18 protein-coding genes and 3 pseudogenes are annotated in these 22617 nt (G+C 70.0%); 12 read left to right on the top strand and 9 right to left on the bottom strand.

The window, feature by feature from the left end; genetic code table 11:
* Positions 1–328: 328 nt before the first annotated feature.
* A complete protein-coding gene (locus ACFW22_RS10765) occupies positions 329–661 on the top strand; it encodes a DUF485 domain-containing protein (RefSeq protein ID WP_386401637.1) in 333 nt (110 codons plus the stop codon).
* Complete coding sequence (locus ACFW22_RS10760; protein WP_386401452.1) at positions 658–2298, top strand: cation acetate symporter; 1641 nt, start codon at positions 658–660, stop codon at positions 2296–2298. Before ACFW22_RS10765 ends, ACFW22_RS10760 begins: the two co-directional genes overlap by 4 nt.
* Before the next feature lie 120 nt (positions 2299–2418).
* Here the strand turns inward: ACFW22_RS10760 and ACFW22_RS10755 are convergent, their stop codons facing one another.
* Positions 2419–3582: an amidohydrolase family protein gene (locus tag ACFW22_RS10755; protein ID WP_386401450.1), complete on the bottom strand. Its 1164-nt coding sequence runs from the start codon at positions 3580–3582 to the stop codon at positions 2419–2421.
* A gap of 333 nt (positions 3583–3915) precedes the next feature.
* On the bottom strand, positions 3916–4662 hold the full coding sequence (locus ACFW22_RS10750) for an IclR family transcriptional regulator (RefSeq protein ID WP_386401635.1): 747 nt from the start codon (positions 4660–4662) through the stop codon (positions 3916–3918).
* 198 nt (positions 4663–4860) lie between these two features.
* Between ACFW22_RS10750 and mhpD the strand changes: the two genes are divergently transcribed.
* The 3 genes from mhpD to dmpG are packed head-to-tail and all read left to right on the top strand — an operon-like array spanning position 4861 to position 7657.
* Positions 4861–5682: a 2-keto-4-pentenoate hydratase gene (mhpD, locus tag ACFW22_RS10745; protein WP_386401448.1), complete on the top strand. Its 822-nt coding sequence runs from the start codon at positions 4861–4863 to the stop codon at positions 5680–5682.
* Positions 5679–6629: an acetaldehyde dehydrogenase (acetylating) gene (locus ACFW22_RS10740; RefSeq protein ID WP_386401446.1), complete on the top strand. Its 951-nt coding sequence runs from the start codon at positions 5679–5681 to the stop codon at positions 6627–6629. The genes mhpD and ACFW22_RS10740 overlap by 4 nt, the downstream gene beginning before the upstream one ends.
* Entirely contained in the window at positions 6626–7657 is a 1032-nt protein-coding gene (dmpG, locus tag ACFW22_RS10735) for a 4-hydroxy-2-oxovalerate aldolase (RefSeq protein WP_386401444.1), read from the top strand. The genes ACFW22_RS10740 and dmpG overlap by 4 nt, the downstream gene beginning before the upstream one ends.
* Positions 7658–8150: 493 nt before the next feature.
* Here dmpG and ACFW22_RS10730 read toward each other — a convergent pair whose 3' ends face one another.
* Together ACFW22_RS10730 and ACFW22_RS10725 are read right to left on the bottom strand one after the other, a co-directional pair.
* Positions 8151–8543, bottom strand: a complete 393-nt coding sequence (locus tag ACFW22_RS10730; RefSeq protein WP_386401442.1) for a transposase — start codon at positions 8541–8543, stop codon at positions 8151–8153.
* Positions 8544–8561: 18 nt separating this feature from the next.
* A pseudogene (locus tag ACFW22_RS10725) lies at positions 8562–9848 on the bottom strand (transposase); the annotation flags it as partial.
* Between the two features lie 485 nt (positions 9849–10333).
* On the opposite strand from ACFW22_RS10725, the gene ACFW22_RS10720 reads away from it, so the two are divergent.
* Positions 10334–11398 (top strand): IS110 family transposase, encoded by a 1065-nt coding sequence (locus ACFW22_RS10720; RefSeq protein ID WP_386401440.1) that lies wholly within the window; start codon positions 10334–10336, stop codon positions 11396–11398.
* Between the two features lie 296 nt (positions 11399–11694).
* Here ACFW22_RS10720 and ACFW22_RS10715 read toward each other — a convergent pair.
* From ACFW22_RS10715 to ACFW22_RS10700, 4 genes and pseudogenes are all read right to left on the bottom strand, one after another.
* Positions 11695–13071: pseudogene (locus tag ACFW22_RS10715) on the bottom strand (IS1380 family transposase).
* Between the two features lie 213 nt (positions 13072–13284).
* On the bottom strand, positions 13285–13533 hold the full coding sequence (locus ACFW22_RS10710; RefSeq protein ID WP_386401438.1) for a hypothetical protein: 249 nt from the start codon (positions 13531–13533) through the stop codon (positions 13285–13287).
* Positions 13534–13779: 246 nt separating this feature from the next.
* Positions 13780–14451, bottom strand: coding sequence for a histone-like nucleoid-structuring protein Lsr2 (locus ACFW22_RS10705; RefSeq protein WP_386401436.1), 672 nt, complete (start codon positions 14449–14451; stop codon positions 13780–13782).
* Positions 14452–14727: 276 nt separating this feature from the next.
* Positions 14728–15324: a phosphomethylpyrimidine synthase ThiC gene (locus ACFW22_RS10700; protein WP_386401434.1), complete on the bottom strand. Its 597-nt coding sequence runs from the start codon at positions 15322–15324 to the stop codon at positions 14728–14730.
* Between the two features lie 410 nt (positions 15325–15734).
* Here ACFW22_RS10700 and ACFW22_RS10695 point away from each other — a divergent pair.
* The 5 genes and pseudogenes from ACFW22_RS10695 to ACFW22_RS10675 all read left to right on the top strand — a co-directional run.
* Positions 15735–15926: pseudogene (locus ACFW22_RS10695) on the top strand (pirin family protein); the annotation flags it as partial.
* 47 nt (positions 15927–15973) lie between these two features.
* Positions 15974–16315 (top strand): GNAT family N-acetyltransferase, encoded by a 342-nt coding sequence (locus ACFW22_RS10690; RefSeq protein ID WP_386401432.1) that lies wholly within the window; start codon positions 15974–15976, stop codon positions 16313–16315.
* Between the two features lie 365 nt (positions 16316–16680).
* The gene (locus ACFW22_RS10685) at positions 16681–18093 is read left to right on the top strand and encodes a family 2B encapsulin nanocompartment shell protein (protein WP_386401429.1); all 1413 of its coding nucleotides are present in this window, start codon (positions 16681–16683) and stop codon (positions 18091–18093) included.
* A gap of 201 nt (positions 18094–18294) precedes the next feature.
* On the top strand, positions 18295–19566 hold the full coding sequence (locus tag ACFW22_RS10680) for a family 2 encapsulin nanocompartment cargo protein terpene cyclase (RefSeq protein ID WP_386401427.1): 1272 nt from the start codon (positions 18295–18297) through the stop codon (positions 19564–19566).
* 14 nt (positions 19567–19580) lie between these two features.
* Positions 19581–20465, top strand: coding sequence for a geranyl diphosphate 2-C-methyltransferase (locus ACFW22_RS10675; protein WP_386401425.1), 885 nt, complete (start codon positions 19581–19583; stop codon positions 20463–20465).
* Positions 20466–20524: 59 nt separating this feature from the next.
* On the opposite strand, the gene ACFW22_RS10670 is transcribed toward ACFW22_RS10675, so the two are convergent.
* Complete coding sequence (locus ACFW22_RS10670) at positions 20525–22018, bottom strand: MFS transporter (RefSeq protein ID WP_386401423.1); 1494 nt, start codon at positions 22016–22018, stop codon at positions 20525–20527.
* A 155-nt stretch (positions 22019–22173) separates the two neighbouring features.
* Between ACFW22_RS10670 and ACFW22_RS10665 the strand changes: the two genes are divergently transcribed.
* Entirely contained in the window at positions 22174–22614 is a 441-nt protein-coding gene (locus ACFW22_RS10665; protein ID WP_386401421.1) for a MarR family winged helix-turn-helix transcriptional regulator, read from the top strand.
* The last annotated feature ends 3 nt before the right edge of the window (positions 22615–22617 follow it).

The raw sequence follows: 22617 nt of genomic DNA, 5'->3' as shown, positions 1-22617 counted from the left end.
ACCCGGTCGCACATCCCTCGCACCGGGGTTCCCACAGGCACCTGGCCTCATGGCCCGATCACGGGCGAACTCTTGCGGGTCCGGCAATCCCGGACGTCTGCGGTTCCTCGTGCCTGCCCGTCGCCGTCCCGCACTGCTCGGTCCGTCCGGCATACCGCCCGTCGTGCTTCCCGTCACGGGAAGCCGGGACCGTGATGCCGGGTCCCGATGAGTGACCGTCCACTTCGAGAGAAGACCCCGACCCATGTCCGTTTCGCCTCCTAGGCCCGGAAGCGGGCCCCCGCCATACGACCGGCCCCATGAGGCTGCCGCGAGCGCCTTGCAGGAAGTGCCCCACACGCTTTCCGAAGCGCGTCGGCGGTTCCTGGCGGTCAATGGCGCCGCCTTCCTGGTTTCTGTAGCGCTGGCCGGCACGGTCGGCGACCTGTTCGCCACCCGCCTGGCGAGCAGGATGCCTTTGGGCATCGTGTTCGGCGCTCTGCAGCTGGCCGTTCTGCTGCTGTCCTCATGGTGGTACGACCGCACGCTCAGCCGCCACGCCGATCCGATCGTCGACCTGATGCGGCATCGTGCCGAACTCGTGCACCCTTCACTGCCCCAGCCGGATCCGGCAGGGGTCATCTCACGATGGCCGTACTCGCCGCAGGGGAGTCGGAGATGACCGAGCTGTCGCTCGCCGCGGGGCTCACGTCGGTCTCGGGTGGTTCCGACGACCGGACGATGGTGCTGATCGGCTTCATGGCGTTCATCGTCCTGTCCCTGTTGTTGTGCGTTCTGGCCGGTCCGGAGGACGGCACCGCGGCCGACTTCTACACCGGCAACCGGTCACTGACGCCGGTGCAGAACGCTCTGGCGCTCACCGGGGACTACATATCGGCCGCCACGCTCCTGGGAGTGTCCGGCCTGGTGGCCGTGGTCGGGTACGACGGCATCTCCTTGGCGGTCAGCAGCTGCCTGGCCGTCGGGGTGTTCCTGCTCCTCGCCGGTCCGCTGCGCAATGCCGGCCGCTACACCCTGGGCGACGTCTTCGCGCTGCGTTCGCCGGGTTCGTCGTCCCGTATCGCCGCAGCCACGGCCACGTTGGCCGTCTGCTTGCCTTTTCTCGTCCTTCAACTGGCCGGAGCCGGCAGTGCCACGGCGCTACTGCTCGGCCTGACCAGCCTGGGGGCCGAACAGGTGTGCACCGTCTTCGTCGGGGCGCTGATGATCTGCTACGCGGTGCTCGGCGGCATGAGAGGGACGAGCCTCGTCCAGATCGTCAAGGTGGCCGTGGTGTTCACCACCATGATCCTCCTCGCCCTTCTGGTCCTGCGGCACCACGACTTCGACCCGGGCGCCCTGCTGACTGCGGCCGAGCGGGGGAGCGGGCTTCACGACCACTACTTCGAACCCGGTCACGCCCTGGGGAGCAGCGCGGTCGGCCGCCTCGACTTCCTGAGCCTGCAACTGTCCGTCGTCTTGGGCGGCGCGTGCATGCCGCACGTCCTGATGAGAATCAACTCGGCCGCCGACGGCGCCACCGCCCGCCGGGCGACCCGCTACGCCATCGCCATCATGGCCGCCTTCTTCCTCTGCGTCGTCATCGTGGGACTCGGTGCCGCAGGCGTCGTGGGAAGCCATAAGATCCGTGCCGTCGACAGCAGCGGCCAGGCGGCCCTCTTCCTCCTCGCCGGAGAGCTGGGCGGCGGCACCTCGGGGTTCGCGGGCAGCGTGCTGTACACCGCCGTCGCGTGCTCCGTCTTCGTCACCGTACTGGCGGTGGTCGCCGGCATAGCGCTGAGCGCCGCGGCCGCCCTGGCGCACGACCTTCACGCGCACGTAGCGCGCGGGGGGCGCATGTCCGAGCGCCGGGAATTCTGGTCGGCCCGATGGGCCGTGGGAGCCGTGGGCGGACTCGGCGTCCTCCTGGCGGCGATGGCCCAGGGACGGGACCTCCAGTCCCTGACCTACCTGGCACTCTCCCTCGCCGCCTCCACGATCCTGCCCGCCTGTCTGTACGGACTCTTCTGGAGCCAGTACAACCGGACCGGACTGCTGTGGACCGTGTACGGCGGCATTTCCTGCACGACCGCCCTCTACGTCTGCTCCCTCTCCTTCTCGGGCACGCCCACCTCGCTGCTGTCGGGACACGACTTCCACCTCATCGGGCTGCAGTCGACTGCCGTGATGGCCGTACCCGCGGGTTTCCTGCTCGGGTGGGTGGGCAGCGCCGTCGGACGGCGTGGACGGCCGATGGAAGAACCCGGGGCGGACCTCCGCTGGCGCGAACGGGTTCTCGTCGGAGCGCGAGAGGAATGACGTGTGCCGCGGCTCGGCGGTTCGGCCGGTCCGCGGCACATACCCAGCCTTTGCTGACGGATACACATGCCGCGCCTTCACTGACGGAAACAGAAGGCGAGTACCGCCGTCGGGGTCGGTTCAAGCCCGTGCGGCCCCGATCCTGGCGGCCAGAGCGGGGAACTGGACCAGCGCGTTGGACCGTTCGACGGCCAGTCGCTCGGCAGGCGAGAAGGTCTCGTCCAACTGTGGAGCGGGATCTCCGGCCACGAGGAACAAGGCGCTGGTGAACGGCCAGTCGGTGGCGAAGAGAATGTGCTCGGTGCCGGCCAACTCACGTACGGACTTCATCGCCTGGGGCGCCGGGGACAAGGCGGTGTCGTAGAAGAGCCTGCGGAAGGAGGGGCTGCTGTCGTCCAGGCCGGCGGCCCCCACCTGCTGCGCGACCGCCGGGGTCAGGCTCAGCAGGCTGGTGCGGTAGGAGATGTACGGCAGGGTGCCGCCGGCGTGCGCGGCCAGCCACCGGATGCGCGGGTATCGCCGGTAGGCGCCCTTGTAGAGCATGTTGACCAGGGCGCGGGTGGTGTCGAACGTGAACTCGTAGAGGAACGGCGGCAGTCCGAGGTCCGGATAGCTCTGCGGGGTGGTGGGGTGGATGAACACCATGGCGCCCAAGTCGTCGAGCGCCTTCATCAGCGGCGCGAACACGGGATCGCCCAGGTACGTTCCGCCGTAGCTGCTGAAGATACCCACGCCGTCCAACTTCAGTTCCCGCACGGCCCGTCGGGCCTCGGTGACGGCGCGGGAGACGTCGTGCTCGTCGACGTTCTCGCCCAGGGGCAGGACGGCGAAGCCGCCGAAGCGGCCCTTCAGGTGTGCGGACGTGGGGTGGACCAGGTCCCGGCTCGTGTAGGTGTTCAGACGCTGTGCCATTGCCACCCGTTCCGCCGCGGAGGACAGGTATGTGACGCCTGGCTCGGAGACCGAGACCACCTGGGCCTGGATGCCGTAGCGGTTCATGAAGCCGACGGCGAGGGTCGGGCTCCACGTGGGGATCGGAACGCCCCCGATCTCGGTGATGCCGTGCGCCGCCAGGTCCCGGCGGTAGAAGTCCGGAATCAGATGACAGTGCACGTCGATACGGTCTCTGCCGCGGCGTACCAGAGCGCCGGAGGGGGCGCCGGTCGCGACGGCCGTCGCCGGCGAAGCGCCGAGGGCCGTCGCGGTGACTCCCAGCGGCAGCGCCGCCTTGAGCAGTCCGCGCCGTCTCATGCCGCGCGAGTCGGCTTGTTCTGAAGCAGCCATGAAGACACCTCACCGAAGGGGGATGGGGGGAAAGGCGTGTCCGCCGGAAGACGCACGCGGACGCCGGGCAGCCACGGGTGGCCGACACGACGGCGGATGTCGCACCGGCTTCTTGTAGTGTTCACTACAGGTGACTGGAATGACCGCTACGCTAAGAGGGGCTGGGGTGGGCGTCAAGAACCGCGGCAGGAGTGATTCGGGGAAGTGGACGTATGGGCCGGCCGGGGTCGGACGCCGAACGCGGGGCAGGCCGCCGGGTGCGGGTTGGCCACCCGCCCACGGCCGGTCGCCCGTCCACGGCCGATCACCCCACTGGCTCAGGAAGGCCGGTGGTCAGAACGAGGCCCCGCCCACCGACCCGGAGCCCGAGCGCAGCACGCGGGACAGCCCCAAGGCGGCCGTCCGCACGGCGGGTGCCAGCTGGGCCGGGTGGAACCGGCCGCGCGGCACGGCGACGGACAGGGCGGCCACCGCCGTCGCCCCGTCGAAGACGGGCGAGGCGATGCAGTTGACGCCGAGGGCGGCCTCCTGCTCCTCGTACGCGAGACCGGAGACCTGGATCTGCTCCAGGGTGGTGCGCAGCCGTGCCGGATCGGTGACCGAGTGCGGGGTGAGACGGGGCAGCGGCCCGGCCAGCACCTCGTCCGCCAGTTCGGTGCCGGAGAAGGCCAGCAGCGCTTTGCCGACGCCGGTGCAGGTCAGGGGAAGGCGCCCCCCGATGCGTGACGGCAGCGTCAGGGTCTGGTGGCCATGGATCCGCTCGACGTAGACCACGTCGTGCCCCTCCCGGATGCCGAGGTGCACGGTCTCGTGGGTCGCCTCGAAGAGGTCCTGGAGGTACGGCAGCGCGGCCTCCCGCAGGTCGAGCCGGCGCGGCACCAGTGAGCCCAGCTCGAAGAGCTTGCCGCCGAGCCGGTACGCCTCTCCGGCGCGTTCGAGCAGACCGAGGCGCACCAGGTCGGCGCAGAGGCGGAACGCGGTCGTCTTGGTCAGTCCCGTGCGGGCGGTGATGTCCGTGAGACGGAACGTACCGCCGTCCGGGCGGAAGCAGTCCAGGACGGCAGCCGCCTTGTCGAGCATGTTCCCCTGCGTGCTGTTCCGTGTCATGGAACGTATTTTGCCGCCGCTCGAACCGTACGCCTATACCTGTCGTGGATCGACGGCCGGCCACCGCCGCCTCTCCGACAATGCCCCCCTCCGCCAACGCCGCCACTCTCCGCCCGGAGGTACCCACATGTTCATTCCGCACCGCCCCGCAAGTGCCCGCCGGAGGCGACCATGAGCTCCCGCAAGCCCGCCGACGCCGTGACCGAGGCGGCCGCCCTCCTGGAGGAGGCCGCCCGGACCGGCGTCCCGTGTGCCCCGGTGCGCTCGCTCCTGCCCGAAGCGGGCATCGAAGCCGCGTACGCCGTGCAGCGCCTGCACGTGGAACGCGGGATCGCCTCCGGGCGGCGGCTGGTGGGCCGCAAGATCGGCCTGACCTCACCGGCGGTGCAGCTCCAGCTCGGCGTGGACCGGCCGGACTTCGGCGCGCTGTTCGCCGACATGGCGGTGCCCGAAGGACAGCCGATCGCCCCCGGCAGACTCCTCCAGCCGAAGGTCGAGGCCGAGGTCGCCCTAGTCCTTGGCGCGGACCTGCCGCACCGCGACCCGACCGTCGCCGACCTGCTGCGCGCCACGGCGTTCGCGCTGCCCGCGCTGGAGATCGTCGACAGCCGCATCGCCGAGTGGGACATCACCATCGTCGACACCGTCGCCGACAACGCCTCCTGCGGCCTGTACGTCCTGGGCGGCACCCCCGTACCCCTGGACCGCGTCGACCTGCGGGCCGTGACGATGACCCTCGCCAAGAACGGCGAGACGGTCTCCGAGGGCACCGGAGCCGACTGCCTGGGCAGCCCGCTCACCGCAGCCCTCTGGCTCGCCTCCGCCCTCGCCGGGCTCGGCGACCCACTGAGGGCCGGCGACATCGTCCTGACCGGCGCGCTGGGCCCGATGGCCGTCGCCGCCGAGGGAGACGAGTTCACCGCGCACATCGAAGGACTCGGCACGGTCACGACCACGTTCGCGTCCACCACCACGGAAGGAGCCGCAGCATGAGCACCAAGGTCGCCGTCGTCGGATCGGGCAACATCGGCACCGACCTGATGATCAAGATCCTGCGCCTCTCCGACTCCCTGGAGATCGCGGCCATGGTCGGAATCGACCCCGACTCCGACGGCCTGGCCCGCGCCCGCCGCCTGAAGGTCGCCACCACCCACGAGGGCGTCGACGGCCTGGTGAAGCTGGACGAGTTCGCGGACGTCGAGATCGTCTTCGACGCCACCTCGGCCGGCGCGCACCGCCGCCACGACGAAGTCCTGCGCGCGCTGGGACGCAGGGTCGTGGACCTGACGCCCGCCGCGGTCGGCCCGTACGTCGTCCCGCCGGTCAACGGCGACGACCACCTCGACGCACCGAACGTCAACATGGTCACCTGCGGCGGCCAGGCCACCATTCCGATCGTGGCCGCCGTCGCGGCCGTGACACCCGTCCACTACGGCGAGATCGTTGCCTCGATCTCCTCCCGCTCGGCCGGCCCCGGCACCCGGGCCAACATCGACGAGTTCACCGAGACGACCTCGTCGGCCATCGAGAAGGTGGGCGGCGCGGCCCGGGGCAAGGCGATCATCGTCCTTAACCCGGCCGAACCGCCGCTGATCATGCGAGACACCGTGTACTGCCTCGTCGGCGACTGCGACGACGCCGCGGTGACCGCCTCAGTGGAGGAGATGGTCGCCCGCGTCCAGGCGTACGTGCCCGGATACCGCCTCAAGCAGAAGGTCCAGTTCGACCCCGTCGCCGACGACGACCCCCTGCGCTCGCTGCTCCCGGCCGGCACCCGCTCCACCGACGCCGCCAAGGTCTCCGTCTTCCTGGAAGTCGAAGGCGCCGCCCACTACCTCCCCGCCTACGCCGGAAACCTCGACATCATGACCTCTGCCGCCCTGCGCACCGCCGAGCGTATGGCCGGCGCGCAGCCCCTCACGAAGGTGGTCTCCCGATGACCGCGAACCTGCCCCCCGCGCTGTACGTACAGGACGTGACCCTGCGGGACGGCATGCACGCCGTACGCCACCGCTATACCGTCGACCAGGCCCGCATCATCGCCGCCGCGCTCGACGACGCCGGGGTCGCCGCCATCGAGATCGCCCACGGCGACGGCCTGTCCGGATCCAGCATCACCTACGGCGTCGGCGCTCACACCGACTGGGAGTGGATCGAAGCCGTCTGCGACAGCGTTCACCGCGCGGTGCCCACGACACTGCTGCTTCCCGGCATCGGCACCCTGCACGACCTGCGACAGGCCCACGCCCTCGGCGTCCGCTCGGTCCGCGTCGCCACCCACTGCACCGAGGCCGACATCTCCGCCCAGCACATCGCGGCCGCCCGCGAACTCGGCATGGACGTGGCCGGTTTCCTGATGATGTCCCACATGGCCGAGCCCGCCGAACTGGCCCGCCAGGCCCAGCTGATGGAGTCCTACGGAGCCCGGTGCGTCTACGTCACCGACTCCGGCGGCCGCCTGACCATGGACGGCGTCCGCGATCGCGTCCGCGCCTATCGCGATGTCCTCGCACCCGACACCGAGATCGGCATCCACGCCCACCACAACCTCGGCCTGGGCGTCGCCAACTCCGTCGTCGCCGTCGAGAACGGTGTCACCCGCGTCGACGCCTCCCTCGCCGGCCAGGGCGCCGGAGCCGGGAACTGCCCGCTGGAGGCGTTCGTCGCAGTCGCCGACCTGATGGGCTGGGAGCACGGCTGCGACCTGTTCCCCCTCATGGACGCCGCCGACGATGTCGTACGTCCCCTGCAGGACCGCGAGGTCCGCGTCGACCGTGAGACCCTCACCCTCGGCTATGCGGGCGTGTACTCCAGCTTCCTGCGCCACGCCGAGGCCGCCGCCCGACGGCATGGGCTCGACACCCGCGCGATCCTCGTCGAGGTCGGCCGGCGCAAGATGGTCGGCGGCCAGGAAGACATGATCACGGACATCGCCCTCGACCTCGCCGCGGCCGACTCCGCCGGCTGAACGGGAGCGGCCGGTTCCGATGCCCCGTGGCCGTCCGACGGAGACGGCACCAGCGACGCATGGGGCCGGACCCGGCGGACGCGAGGCGAAACCCGGTCGGCATACTCACCGCCGGGGGCCGCATCAGGACCGACGGGTCGGGCCGGGACCGGACGTGAGGAGATCGTCCGCGAAGCGACGGTCGCCCCGGTGGCCTTCCGATTCACTTCCGGGGTCGTACCTCCGAGGCCCGGTGTCCCCCTCGCGGTGGGTCGGCGCCGTCCTCGCCCACCACGGCCTCTTGACCGCCGCGCGACCGCTCAACCGGCCCACGCAAAGGCTGCCGCCCCAGCCCACCCGCACGCGATCGCCTGCAGGGGGCGGCCGCCAGGAGGGAAGTCCGGGGCGGGTCAGTCGTGTCGTGAGCAAGGCATGCCCGGCACCAGGGGCGAAGACTGTCGATGAGCGACTCTGTCGGGGATCTTGTGCGCGCGGCTCATTTGCCTTGCCGCCATCAGCATTCCCAGGTCAGACCGCGGGCATCGAGGTACTGCTGGAAGGTCGTGGGGCGTCGGGGGTGGTGGGGGTGGTGAGTTGTGCGTGAGGCGAGGCGTTCGATGTTGATGGCGATGCCGGTCAGGACGTGCTGCACGTGTGTCTTGCGGTGGCCGTGGTAGCGGCTGCGGCGGGCCCGGTGTCCGTTGATGAACTCGCAGATGGTGCCTTCGGCTCCGGACCGGGTGGCGTAGAGCCGTCTCCATTGGGAGTCTTGCTGGTTCGCGCGGTTCTGGGCCTGGAGTTCATGCAGATGCTGTGGGAGGAAGTTCACGGTGCGGGCGGCAGTGCCGCGGGCGCAGGCGGGCCGGTCGGGGCACGGGTTGCACTGGTGTGGGCGAAACCGGGCCATGGTGTAGGGGGCCCACGATCATCGCGGCGGTGCGGACGACGCCGACCAGTGCGACGGTCTGGAGGCGGTGCAGCGGCAAGGTCCAGGGCAAGGTCGACGAGGTGTCCGCCGCGGTGATCTCGGCGGCGTCGCGGGCGAAGACCTTCTTGATCCCCACCCTCGTGACCGCGTCCTCCAGCGGGCCGCGCAGGCGGTCCATCCACCGGGCCTCGAACTGGGTAACGCCAGCCTGACGGGCCAGAACGCCGGTGGCTTGAGCCAGATGTGGCTGGTCTCGCCATTGGGGCAGGTGACCTGGCGCTGGTCGAAGTCGATGGTGAAGTCGTCCCGGGTAAAGCCGGTCTGTTCCTTGCTCTGCCATGCACCGCTGGCCTTGACCGGGCCGACGAGTTCGACCTGGTGGTCGCGGAGGGAGCGGTGCAGCAGCGAGATCGAGAGGTAGCCGCCGTCGAGAAGGTGTTGCCGGGGCAGCAGCCCGCGGTCACGGAGCCGGATGTGGATGCCGGGGAGGGCCTCGGTGTCCCGGGTCGGCCCGGTGGTGGCGATGTCCGTGATCAGGTTGGCCTGAGGGCCGGTCTCGCAGGTCTCGGTGACATGGACCAGATAGCCGCTCCAGCGGGTATTGCCGCGGATGGCCCGGCGGGCTTCGCGGTCGTAGGGCGAGATGATCCGCACGGCTCCTTTGGGCTGTCCGTCCTTCTCGGCACGAGGACGTAACCCGCCACGGGCGTCGAGGAGGAAGTTCTGCACGACGATCTGTCGCAACGCTTCCGCGCGAGGCCCACGCCGGTGGTGCGGAAGGCGCTCGAGGAGCCGGCGGGCGTCCGCTCCCGCCTGCTTGAGCCGGGTGACAGGGTGACTCGGCTGACTGGGGAGTCGGGCTGGACGCCCGTAGCGGGTGGCCCACTCGGCATCCACCAGGCCGTCGAGGATGTCCGGTGCCCGCTGGGCGGCTTCTTCCAAGGCCGCGCGCACCGCTTCGAGTACCAGTTCCAGGCGGGTGAGGTCCCGCGCGGCGGCCAGAACTTGGGTGGAGTCGGTGCGCTGCCTCCCGCGTTCGGCGACCATGCCGGCTTCCCGCATCCGTGTCAGCGACAGGGAGAGCAGCTGGTCCGCGCGGTCGTCCTCGCACAGGCGATCACGGAAGTCCGTCAGTACGCTGTGGTGGAATCCCGGGTCGTCCAGCTCCAGGGCGAGTGCGTACTTGAAGTCGATGCGGCACCGCACGGCCTCGGCCGCCTGCCGGTCGGAGAGATTGAGCAGAAACTGCAGGACACAGACCGTGGCCAGCTGGGCCGGTGAGAGTCCGGGGCGGCCATCGCGCGGATACCAGGAAGCGAAGTCCCTGTCGTCCTAGAGACCATCGAGGTGATCACGTACCCACATCGCCGTGGTGCCGCTGGGGTTACTGGCTCGCGCCATCTGGGCTGTGAGCTCGGGAACCACCGCACCGGACCGGGGACGAACGGACACTGATCACCTCAGGAGGATGGAACTACGCAGGACCGTCCGAAGTGTTCCAAGCGCCAACAGCCCTCGTCCCGAGAACTCCAAGATCCCCGACTGTGAGGATGGGGAGGCACCGCTCGAGGGCCTGACCCGATCCCCGATTGACGCTTCGGCTGTCCTCACTCTGAATCGTCGGCCCTCCGAGCGGTGCCGATGCGTGCACCGTCCGGAGATCGTGACCTCATAGAAGCTTGAACCAAGCGGTCCCATCACAGTCGTGTCCGTCTGCCGGCCGGTGCGCGCGAGCCCTCTCGCCGCGCCACGGAAGGAACCCGGCCACCATGTCACAGCCCATCGAGGTGATCGGCGGGATCGACACCCACACCGACCTCCACCAGGCCGCCGTCATCGACACCATCGGCCGACACCTGGCCACCGAGGCGTTCCCCACGACGCCTGCAGGCTACCGGGACCTGCTGAAGTGGCTGCACTCCCACGGCCAAGTGCTGGCCGTGGGCATGGAGGGCACAGGCTCTTTCGGTGCCGAACTCTCCCGCTACCTCCATGCCAACCAGATCGCTGTCATCGAGGTGGACCGACCCGACCGTCGCGCTCGTCGCGCGGCCGGGAAGTCCGACCCGATTGATGCCTACGCCGCCGCCACCGCAGTACTCGCTGGCCGCGCCACAGGCACCCCGAAGCATCGCGACGGCGCCGTCGAGGCAATCCGCGGACTGCGCGTGGTACGCGCCAGCGCCGTCAAGGCCCGCACCCAGACCATCAACCAGATCAAATCGCTGATCATCACCGCGCCCGCTGAAGTACGTGAAGCACTGCGCTCGCTGACCACCACCGAGCTGGTCCGACGGCTGACGGCCAGCCGTCCGGGCACCGATCTGGCGGTCCCGGCCACTGCCGTCAAAGTGGCCCTCAAACGTCTGGCCAAGCGCTACCGGCACCTGAGCGAGGAGATAGCAGAGGCAGACGCCGAGCTGCGAGTCCTGATCACCCGCACCGCACCCGGCCTGCTCGCGCTGTCGGGTGTCGGGACCGAAACCGCCGGGCAGCTGCTGGTCACCGCCGGCGACAACCCTGACAGACTCGGCTCAGAAGCCTCCTTCGCCCACCTGTGCGCCGCCGCACCCGTGCCGGCCTCGTCCGGTCGCACAGACCGCCACCGACTTAACCGTGGTGGAGACCGCCAGGCCAACCGCGCGCTGCACACGATCGTGCTGGTCCGCATGCGGCACGACCCGCGCACCCGCAACTACGTCGCACGACGCACCCTCGAAGGACTCAAGACGAAGGACATCTTCAGATGCCTCAAGCGCTTCCTCGCGCGAGAGGTCTACCGCCATCTCACCAGCGCTTTCAGCGGCGCGACCGGGCCATCTCCTACAGCTTGACGATCTATAGAAGCTTCAGAGTCGCTCTGTGACTACCGCCACTGGTGGGCTGTGACTGTCTACAGGAAAGAACATGAGGTGCAAATATGCTCGCCACTGTCAGCATGTCTCGTCCTCAGCGTCGGTAAGACACTAACCTCGATCTTTCTTGATGGGCCGCCGACGGAGTCGGCGGCCCATCTTGTTGCCGGTGGCGGAGGCTGGGCAGGCTGAGGGCCCGAGTGTCGTCTCGGGTGGGCGCCGGGTTCCACTGCTCCGGTCTGGGGTTCTCTCACAGGGACGGGTGGATCTACTGGTCAGCCGGGGGTCGGCAGGAGTGCGAGCCGTTCGAGGGCAGCGGTGATGTGGCTGGACCAGGGCCAGTGCCCGGCAAGGCGGAGGATCCTGCGGCGGCCGGTGGTCACGAGCTGTCCGGCCGTGGTGAACAGGCGGAGCCGCAGACGGCGGGGTTCCCAGAGCCGGGCCTTGCCGGTCAGCGAGAGCATCGGCATCCAGGCCAGCAGGTCCAGAGCGATCTGCCCGATCTCCAGCCAGATGCGGTTCTGCGCGGTGTCGTGCAGGGGAAGGTTCCGCAGCCCGGCCGAGCGGGCGGCCCGGATGCGGTCCTCGGCCCTCGCCCGCAGCCGGTGACGGAGCTCGAGCTCGGCGATCGGACGGCCCGGCGTGTTGGTGGCGAAACATGTCAGACGCATGCCGTCCGCGTCCGTGAGCCGCAACTGGGCACCGGGATGGGGCCGTTCCTTCCGCACGATCAGCCGCATCCCCTTCGGCCAGCCGTCCAGCACGTCACCGGCGATCTCGGCGACCCAGGCCCCGTCCCGGATCTCGCCACCGGGCTCGACAGCCGGCGTCCAGGCCGACGCGGGGACCTTGAGCACACGGCTGTGGATCGCGTCGGTGATCACCATCCCGACCGAGTACGAAAGCCACCGGCCGCGCTGGGATAGTCAGCCGACGAAGTCGTGGGTGCCGCCCGCGGAATCGGTGCGAATCAAGGTCCGGCGCCCGCGCCGGTACTTCTTCGGCAGCTGAGCCAGCGCCAGGCGGGTGGCGGTGATGTGGTCGGCGGCAGTGTTCGATCCCACGTTCCCCGGCCTGAGCAGGGCCGCGACCGGCTCACCGGTGCCGCCCGGCCCGTGGTCGACGAACCCCATCAAAGGGTGATGCCCGTAGGTCCGCTTCCAGGTCGGGGCCGCATCCTCCTTGTCAGAGTGCGCGATCACCAGCACCCCGTCGAGGTCGACGGTCACCGTTCCACCCGCCTCGGGCGCTTCCTCGCCGGCCAACCGCCAGACCAGTTCGCGGACTTCGGCCCGCGCGGAACGGATCGCCACCAGGGCCTTCTCGCCAGAGGCGGCGAGGGCGTCGACGAGGCGGGAGACCGTCGGGTCGGAGGCCACCAGCCCGAACACGGCCGGCTCCGCCCGCAGCATGCCGACATCCGCGAGGCAGTCCCCGCCCAACGCGACCGCCAAGGCCACGTCCAGCAGGACCTTGCCCGGATCGTGCACCGCCCGAGCCTTCCGCCACGGTGCCAGCGCCACTGATATCGCGGTGTCCAGACCGGCCTTACGGACGGTCTCGACCAGCAGCACGCTCCCGGCCTGCGAGACCACCGCCCGGCCGCTGCCCTCGATGCGGACACGCGGGTAGAACCCGATACGCTTCTTCACCTGGAGAGTGCTTCTTCCCATGCAGCCAACAGGCCCCTAGACAAGTCCCATCGTTGCAGTTCAGGAGCACTATCCGCTTATTTGATCAAGCTTCGGACAGTCCACCTCGTGAAAGCGCGAGGCTAACTGTGCGACTCTGCGGCGCCTCCACGGAAGAAAGGGTCCGCGAGGGGGATGGCTGGGTGCGCGGCGGCGACGCCGGCACCGGAACGGCTACGACGCACAATGCGCTGTCGCCCCTCCGAACGCGGCGCGATACTGCTCAAGTCCCTCCTGCTTGATTGCGCCCGTCCATCTCCTTTGCTGATGACCGCCGAGCATGGCGAAGCCATCCACCAAGCGGGTCAGCTCTGACCAGCGGCCAGCCTTGAGCTCCTCGTTCTCGACGCGGGCGAGCAGTCGAATCAGGGTGGTCGGGGGCTTCCTTTCGGCCCAGCAGCTCTTGGCGAACTCATCGATCATCCTGGCGGCCCGGCCGGACGGGACCGAGGGTGTCAAGCCCTGCGCTGGGCGTGGAGGCACACCCGCCAACCGCGCGATCGGGAGGGGCTGCGATATGCGCCCCCTCCCACAGTCGCGACCCACCCCTCCCCGGTGACCCCGCTGCGTGGCGTGGTCGACGAGATCACCACCGGAGTCACGTTCCTGCCCGATTAATCCGGGCGTAGAGGGCATGGTTGTCATGGCAAGAAGGGTGGCCGGCGGGTGTCAGCTGGGATCCTGCTGCTTCCACGCCTCGATGATCTCGATCGGGACGCGTCCGCGTTCGGGCAGGTCGTACCCATGGGCGTTGGCCCAGTCGCGGACGGCGCGTGTGCCGACGGACCTCCGGGCGGCTGCGGCCGGTGCGCTGCTTTCGAGAGCCGAGGGGGTGAAGGCGGGACCGTGGTCGAGGAGATCTTTGGGAAACATGGGGACGCTTGTGGTCCCGCTGAGAACGCCGACGAGGAACTCGGTCAAGGAGCCGTTGTAGGTGAACCAGGGCGCGTGCAGGGCCTCGTTGACGGCGACGGTCCACTCGTCCGGGGTGTCGGCGGACTGGGTGACCCAGAAGAGGTAGTCCCCGTTGCCGGTGACTCCCATGGCAAAAAGGTTCTCGGGGGAGTGCGGCAGCTGCCAGGGGTGTCGGGCAGCCTGCCGGACCTCCTCGATCTGCCCCCGCAGACGCGCCGGCATGGGACCGGTCAGATCGGCCCATTCGCTGGGGGCATGCGGCTGGTAGAGGGTGATGAATCCGCAGAACTGGCCCGGTCCGTATGCGGTGATGAGCTCCTTGTAGTCCTGGGGCAGGTCCCTGCCCAGCGTGTCTTTGACCTGTGACCAGTCCGGAGCAGGGGGAGCGGCGGCAGGAGGCGGGCACAGCGCGGTGAGAGAGGTCATCGGTTTCCTCTGTGGTCAAGGACGGCGTCGGGGGTGGTGCTCGAGGTGGGCGGGGTTGTCGAAGAAGGTTGGTTCTGGGAGATCGTGAACAGGTTGTCGTCGTGGTCGCCGGACCTCCCGAGCTGCCCGCGCCGGCATGTGCCCGCGGGCCTGTCCCTTGTCCGACTGGTACCCGGGAGGGGTGATCGAGTTCCGGGCATGCGTACCCTCGGCGACCATGTTGCGTGTGATCACCGCGTGCCGGATGACGTCGTTCGATCCGGCCTTCGCCTGGCATCATCGTGGAGGCTGGGACGGGCGTGGGAGGGGGAGCTGTGAAGCTGATGGTCTCTCGGCACGGTCGTGGATCAGCATGTCCCGGACGACGATCCCGCCCCCGCGCGCGGTAGTCGGGGTCTGCCGGGTGGCTCGGGCGAGCTCGTACATCTCACGCGTGGGCGAGAGGTGCAGCGTCATCCACGCGACACCGGACGCCGCCTGGCGCTCGATCTCGTCGAGCAGGCGGGGAACGTCCATTCCGCGCCGCGGCTTGAAGCAGAGGTAGTGCGGCAGCGTTCCGACAGGCAGACCGAGCTGCTCGCCCGCGGTCCGGTAGAGCGGGATGGGCAGCTGGACCGTGCTGAGGTCCATCATCAGGTCGGGCTGGTAGCCGAGCCTGCCTATTTCCGCGATCTTCTCGACCTCGGTCGCCAGATCGGCCGCTCTGTTGCACCCTATGCTGGTGTTCACCTTGACCAGCGACCCCGGCCCCACCAGGACCGGACTGCCAGACGTCCGCAGGGCGACGAGGGAGCCCGAGTCGATGCGCGTCCGGGCCTCCGGCTCGCTCAGCAGTCCCTCGCGAATCTCTTGGACGTCACTCAAACCGTTCATGGAGCCTCCGTCAGCGTCTGTGGGCCGTCGATGAGGGTCACGGAAAGCGACGCCCATCCTGACAGCGCCATGGCGACCGGCGAAACGTATTTCAGGCCGGGTGACACGTTTCGCCACGCCACGCCCCGCCCCGGCCAGGCCGGGAGGACGGGCTGGGGCGGGCGGCTCGTCGCAGCGCGCGCGGGGCCGCCACACCGGTGTGAACAGGCACGATCATGGCAGTCGGCCATCCCCACGATGGGCATGCGGCGGCAGCAGCGTGGTCACCGCGCGACAGCCGTGATCACTCACGTAGATCGCCGCCGGCTTCGGTACGTCCGTCAGGACCGCCAGACGCCGATGCTGACCTTTTGCTGACCCCTACCTGGTACGTGGGCCACTGACCTGTGAAGATGCGATGTTCACGCGGGTTGTGGTGGAACTTCATCGGCCGCAGCCACGAGGACGTCGTCGAAGCCCGCGAGGAGTGGGAGAAGGCCTCCGACCGCTTCGGCACGGTCGACGGCTACCCCGGTGACCGGCTTCCCGCGCCCGCCCTGCCCAACGCCCGGATCGCACCCCGGAAGAACCCGGTGCCGCGCGCGAACGCCGCGCACGGCTGAGCCGGGCTCCCTCCCCGTCGCCCCCGACCCACCCGAAAGGCATTCCCGTGAACGAGCAGGCCACCACCCCCGTCGTCCGGCGCGTGGACGCCCGGCACCGCTACGAGATCCTCGTCGACGACCAGCGCGCGGGCCTGACGGCCTATCGCGACCGCGACGACCGTCGTGTCTTCTTCCACACCGAGATCGACGACGCCCATGCCGGTCGTGGCCTCGCCGCGGTCCTCGTCGCACAGGCCCTCGCCGACGTCCGTGCCTCCGGGATGCGGATCGTCCCCGTCTGCCCCTACGTGGCGAAGTTCCTGAAGAAGCACGGGGAATTCGCCGACATCACCGACCCGGTGACCCCCGCGGTCCTGCAGTGGCTGGACGGGCAGCTCGGACGCTGACCCCTGCTCGTCGAACGACGTCCGGACGTGCACTCCGCCCGACGGGCCGGTGGCGGGCCCTCGGTTCCGTCGACCTCCCGGTGCGGGGCCCGCGGAGCGGCCGGGCCGGCGGGGCCCCACGGTGCTGGCCGAAGGGCGATCGATTGGCCGGAACTCGGCTGATCATCAGGATAAACGTCAATTCAAACAAGATCACCGCATGGAGGTAATGCCTGCGTACTCTCGGGGCGGGGCGGGCCCGGCGGCCGTTACGGTTCCCCGGGATCTGGGCCGATTCTCAGATCTTCGCGCCTTCCGTCTTCTTTCGACGGCTTTGACGCGCCACTGCGTGCCGAACGCCGTCCCCACGAAGGAGAGCCCGCCCGATGACCGTCGACGACCGCCCGGACGAACGGCTTGAGCCACCCCGGCAGTCCAGCCTCAGCACCGCCGCCGCACGCAAGCTCGCCACCACCACCAAGTCCGCCCCGCAGATGCAGGAGATCTCCTCCCGCTGGCTGTTGCGGATGCTTCCCTGGGTCGAGGCCAAGGGCGGCGCCTACCGGGTCAACCGCCGCTTGAGCTACACCGTCGGCGACGGCCGCATCGAGTTCGTCCAGGACGGCTCCCGGGTCCGCGTGATCCCCCGGGAGCTCGGCGAGCTGGCCCTGCTGCGCGGCTTCGAGGACGTCGACGTGTTGAACGCGCTCGCCGACCGCTGCGTCCAGCGGGACTTCCGGGCCGGTGAGGTGCTCGTCGAACGCGGGACGCCCGCCGACCGGATCCACCTGATCGCCCGCGGCCGGATCAACCAGACCTCCGTCGGCACGTACGGCGACGAGCTCGCCGTCGCCGTCCTCGCCGACGGCGACCGCTTCGGCGAGGGCGCGCTCCTGGACCCCGAAGCCGACTGGGACCACACCGCGACCGCCGAGACCTCCGGCACCCTGCTCACGCTCTCCCGGGCCGACTTCGCCGCCGTCCTCGCCTCGGCGCCGGCCCTGCAGGCCCACGTCCGTGCCTTCGGCGCGCTGCCCCGCCAGCGGCAGAACAAGTACGGCGAGGCCGAGATCGCGATGTCCGCCGGTCACCACGGCGAGGTCGGCATTCCGGGCGCCTTCGTCGACTACGAGCTCCAGCCGCGCGAGTACGAACTCTCCGTGGCCCAGACCGTCCTCAAGGTGCACACCCGGGTCGCCGACCTCTACAACGGGCCGATGAACCAGACGGAGGAGCAGCTCCGGCTCACCGTCGAAGCACTGCGCGAGCGCCAGGAGCACGAGCTCGTCAACAACCCCGAGTTCGGACTGCTCCCCAACGCCGACTTCAAGCAGCGGATCCAGCCGCACTCCGGTCCGCCCACCCCGGACGACCTCGACGAGCTGCTCTGCCGCCGCCGCGGGACCAAACTCTTCCTCGCCCACCCCCGGACCATCGCCGCGATCGGGCGCGAGTGGAACGCCGCCGGGCTCCACCCCGACACGATCGAGCTCGACGGGCACCGGGTCCCGGCCTGGCGCGGGGTCCCGATCCTGCCCTGCAACAAGATCCCCATCAGCAGGGAGAACACCAGCTCCATCCTCGCCATGCGCCTCGGCGAGGACAACCAGGGCGTCATCGGTCTGCGTCAGACCGGCTTGCCCGAGGAGTACGAGCCGGGCCTCTCGGTGCGGTTCATGGGCATCAGCGAGCAGGCGATCATGTCGTACCTCGTCACCACGTACTACTCCGCCGCCATCCTGGTTCCGAACGCCCTCGGCGTCCTGGAGAACGTGCAGATCGCACGCAGGCGCGGCTAGGGCCGCACGAAGGCCTTCGGTGCCGGGGCGCTCCTCCGCCGTGCGGTGCAGCGCATCTGACGTCGTGTCGATTCATCGCGGAGTGCGGGGCGGCGGGGAGGGGCGTGCCGCGAACGCCCCTCACCTCCCGAATCCCGCGCTCCCCTGCTGGCGTCCCGGAACCCGGGGCGACCCCACCCAACCCCCCCCAAGGAGTCACGGATGCCCGATGCCGGGCCCTCCCCCCTTCGATCCAGCCTGCCCGGCGCGGCGGCCCGGCTCGGGGCCCAGGTCCTCGCCGCCGCCGAAGCCCGTGCCGAGGCCGGAGCCCTCGCCCCGGTGCGGCCACCGGCCGTTCCCCCCGATGCCCCCGCGCCCCTCGGCACCGACGTTCCCACCGGCGTCCGGCCCGAGTGGGCGCGGGCCCTGCGCGGTCCCACCGGCCTCGGCACGGCGGGACTGGCCCTGACCCCGCGGGAGGAGCCCCCGGCGGTCACCCGCCAGCCGCCCGCGGACGCCCTGGTGATCCCGGGCCTCTACTGGCACCCCGTCCCCGAGCCCGACCCGGTGCGGGTGGACGAGGTCAGCCGGCGGATCAAGTCCTGGGCGGTCGACGAGGTGCAGCTCTACCCCGACGACTGGGAAGGAGAGTTCGACGGGTTCTCCGTCGGGCGCTACATGGTGGCCTGCCACCCGGACGCGCCGACCGTCGACCACCTCATGGTCGCCACCCGCCTGATGGTGGCCGAGAACGCGGTCGACGACTGTTACTGCGAGGACCACGGGGGCTCGCCCATCGGTCTGGGCGGGCGGCTCCTCCTCGCGCACACCGCCCTGGACCCGCTCCACTCGACGGCGGAGTACCAGCCGGCGTGGGCGGGGTCGCTCCACGCGGACGCGCCCCGGCGCGCCTACCGCTCCGCCATGGAGCACTTCGTCCGGCAGGCGTCCCCCTCCCAGGCCGACCGGTTCCGGCACGACATGGCCCGACTGCACCTGGGCTACCTCGCCGAGGCCGCATGGGCCGAGACGGACCACGTCCCGGAGGTGTGGGAGTACCTGGCGATGCGCCAGTTCAACAACTTCCGCCCCTGCCCGACCATCACCGACACCATCGGCGGCTACGAACTCCCCGCCGATCTGCACGCCCGACCGGACATGCAGCGGGTGCTGGCGCTCGCCGGCAACGCCAGCACCATCGTCAACGACCTGTACTCCTACACCAAGGAACTCGCCAGTCCCGGGCGGCACATGAACCTGCCCGTGGTGCTGGCCGATCGGGAGTGCCTCTCGGAGAGGGACGCCTATCTGAAGGCGATCGAGGTCCACAACGACCTCATGCGCGGCTTCGAGGCCGCGTCCGCCGAACTGGCCGAGGCCTGCCCCGTCCCGCACGTGCTCCGCTTCCTGAGGGGAGTGGCCGTGTGGGTCGACGGCAACCACTACTGGCACCAGACCAACACCTACCGCTACAGCCTGCCCGATTTCTGGTAAGAACGGATTCATCTGTGACCAACACCGAGCTCCCCACCCTCGACGGCACCTCCGCGTTCGTCCCCGCACCGGCGACGCCGTACCAGGGGGACATCGCCCGTTACTGGAACGCCGAGGCGAGGCCCGTGAACCTGCGCCTCGGTGACGTCGACGGTTTGTACCACCACCACTACGGCATCGGCGCCGTCGACCACGCCGCCCTCGGCGACGTCGAGGACAGCACGTACGAGAAGAAGCTGATCGCAGAGCTGCACCGGCTGGAGTCGGCGCAGGCCGAGGTCCTCCTGGACCACCTCGGGGCGGTCGCGCGCGAGGACACCCTGGTCGACGCCGGCTGCGGCCGGGGCGGCTCCAGCGTCATGGCCCACCAGCGCTTCGGCTGCAGGGTCGAGGGGGTCACCCTCTCCTCCGCGCAGGCCGAGTTCGGCAACCGGCGCGCGAAGGAGCTGGGGATCGAGGACCACGTGCGCGCACGGGTCTGCAACATGCTCGACACGCCCTTCGAGAAGGGCAGCGTCACGGCCTCGTGGAACAACGAGTCGAGCATGTACGTCGACCTGGACGACCTCTTCGCCGAGCACGCCCGGTTCCTGAAGGTCGGCGGCCGGTACGTGACCATCACCGGCTGCTGGAACCCGAAGTACGGCCAGCCCTCGAAGTGGGTCTCCCAGATCAACGCGCACTTCGAGTGCAACATCCACTCCCGGCGGGAGTACCTGAGGGCGATGGCCGACAACCGTCTGGTTCCGCAGGCCGTCGTCGACCTGACGCCGGACACCCTGCCCTACTGGGAGCTGCGGGCCACGTCCTCGTTGGTCACCGGCATCGAGGAGGCGTTCATCGAGTCGTACAAGGACGGCTCCTTCCAGTACGTCCTGATCGCCGCCGACCGGGTCTGACGCGCACCGGTCGCCGTCGAGGGGCGGGGTCCGTCTCCCGACGGGCCCCGCCCCTCGGATCATGCGGCCGGAGCGGTCGCCTTCTCGTTCTCGACGGCCGGTGCGGCCACCGCCTCGACGCGGGGTGCCCGAGCGGCCCGCAGACCGAAGCGGGCGATGACGGCGACCAGGGCGAAGGCGGTGGCGCCGACCCAGAAGGTGAGGGTGAAGCCGGATTCGGCGGGCAGGGCGGGGACCCCGGCGGGCAGGTGCTCGATCGTCCGCGAGGCCAGGATCGTGGTGACGACGGCGCTGCCGATCGCACTGCCGGTGGAGCGGGAGATGGAGTTGATGCCGTTGGCGATGCCGCTCTGGTGGTGCGGGACGCTCGCCATGATGACGGCGGGCATGGCCGCGTACCCGAAGCTGACGGCCGCGCCGACGATCACCCCGGCGCCGATCACCGATGCGGTGTGGCCGTGGTCGAGGGCGAGCCAGCCGAAGCCGACGGCGCCGAGGCCGGCGGCCAGGGCGAGTGCCGTGCGCGGGCCGCGGTGCCGGACGATCAGGCCGCCGATGGGGGAGGCGAGCAGGGAGACGATCGCGCCGGGCAGCAGGAACTCCACGGAGGCCCGGAGGACGGACGCGCCGAAGCCGTAGCCGGTGAGGGCCTCGGGCATCTGGACGAGGTAGGAGACCCCGAGGAAGTTCGCGAACATGCCGAAGCCGACGAGGACACCGGCCGCATTGGCCATGAGGACCGGGCGGTGCACGAACATCCGCATGTCGACGAGGGGCTCGCGGACCTTCAGCTCGGTGAACACCCAGACGACGGCCATGACGGCCGCACCCGCGAAGCTGCCCAGGGTGCGGCCGGAGGTCCAGCCCCACTCGTGGCCCTGCGAGATCGGAAGCAGGAGCAGCAGCAGGGTGATGCCGAGCGTCAGCGCGCCGAGGAGGTCGGTTCGACCGCCGGTCTTCAGACGGGTCGCGGGGACCAGGAGGACGACGGCGAGCAGGGCGAGCGCGGCGAAGCCGGTGGCCATCCAGAAGGCGCTGCGGTAGTCGGCGTCGGAGCCGGAGGTGAGCAGGCCCGTGGCGACGAGTGCGAGGCCGCTGCCGAAGGCCAGGGTGCCGCTGACGAGGGACATCGCGCCGGGCAGCTTCTGCGGACGGACCTCCTCGCGCAGCACGGAGAGCGCCAGCGGGAAGATCGCGGTGGCGGCGCCCTGGAGGACCCGGCCCAGGATCAGCAGGGGGAGCGAGGTCGCCAGGGCCGCGACGATCGAGCCGGCGACCATGACGCCGAGGACGGCGACCAGGGTGGGCTTCTTGCCGTGCTGGTCACCGAAGCGGCCGAGCAGCGGGGTGAAGACGGCGGCGGAGAGCAGCGTGGCGGTGGTCACCCAGCTCACGTTCGCGGTCGTCGTGCCCAGGTCGGCGCGGATGAGGCCGAGGATCGGGACCGGCAGGGTCTGCATCATCGACACGACCATGGCGGCGAGGCTCAGGGCGAAGACGACGAGCGTCTCGCGCCGGGGATCGACCGTGGACGGGGGATTCTCGTGACTCATGGGTGGATGCCTTCTCAGTGCTTCACGGCGTGGATGTTTGATGTCATCAAGTAATGCGATGACGTTAGGCCGGGAAGGTTGAGGTGGTCAAGTAAATACTTGAGGCCCTTAAGTAAACAATTGATAATGTCAAGGATCCTGAGTAGGGTCGACCTATGAGCGCGACGACCCCCGAGACGCCCACCAAGCTCCAGCTGCTGGAGCTCCTCGCCGCCATCGGCACGGCCCAGTGGCGCGACTTCGCCGCGGCCGCGGCCCACCACGGGCTCACGTCCACCCAGGCCAAGGTCCTCGCCCAGCTGAACGGCCCCCTGCCGATGCGCGCGCTCGCCACCCTGCTGGTCTGCGACGCCTCCAACGTCACCGGGATCGTGGACCGCCTGGAGGGACGCGGCCTGGTGCGCCGCGAGCCCGACGCCTCCGACCGGCGCGTCAAGAACGTGGTGGCGACGGACGAGGGCCGGGAAGTCATCCGACGGGTCCGCGAGGAGATGCAGACGACCCACGGTGCGCTGGACACCCTCGGCGCGGAGGACGGGGCGACCCTGTACGCCCTGCTCGCCCGGCTGCGCCCGGGCATGGAAAAGGACGCCTGAGGG

Source organism: Streptomyces sp. NPDC058872, assembly GCF_042743065.1.
Classification (GTDB): domain Bacteria; phylum Actinomycetota; class Actinomycetes; order Streptomycetales; family Streptomycetaceae; genus Streptomyces.
Note: the sequence above shows the minus strand (reverse complement) of the source record. Positions and strands in the feature narration are given on the sequence as shown.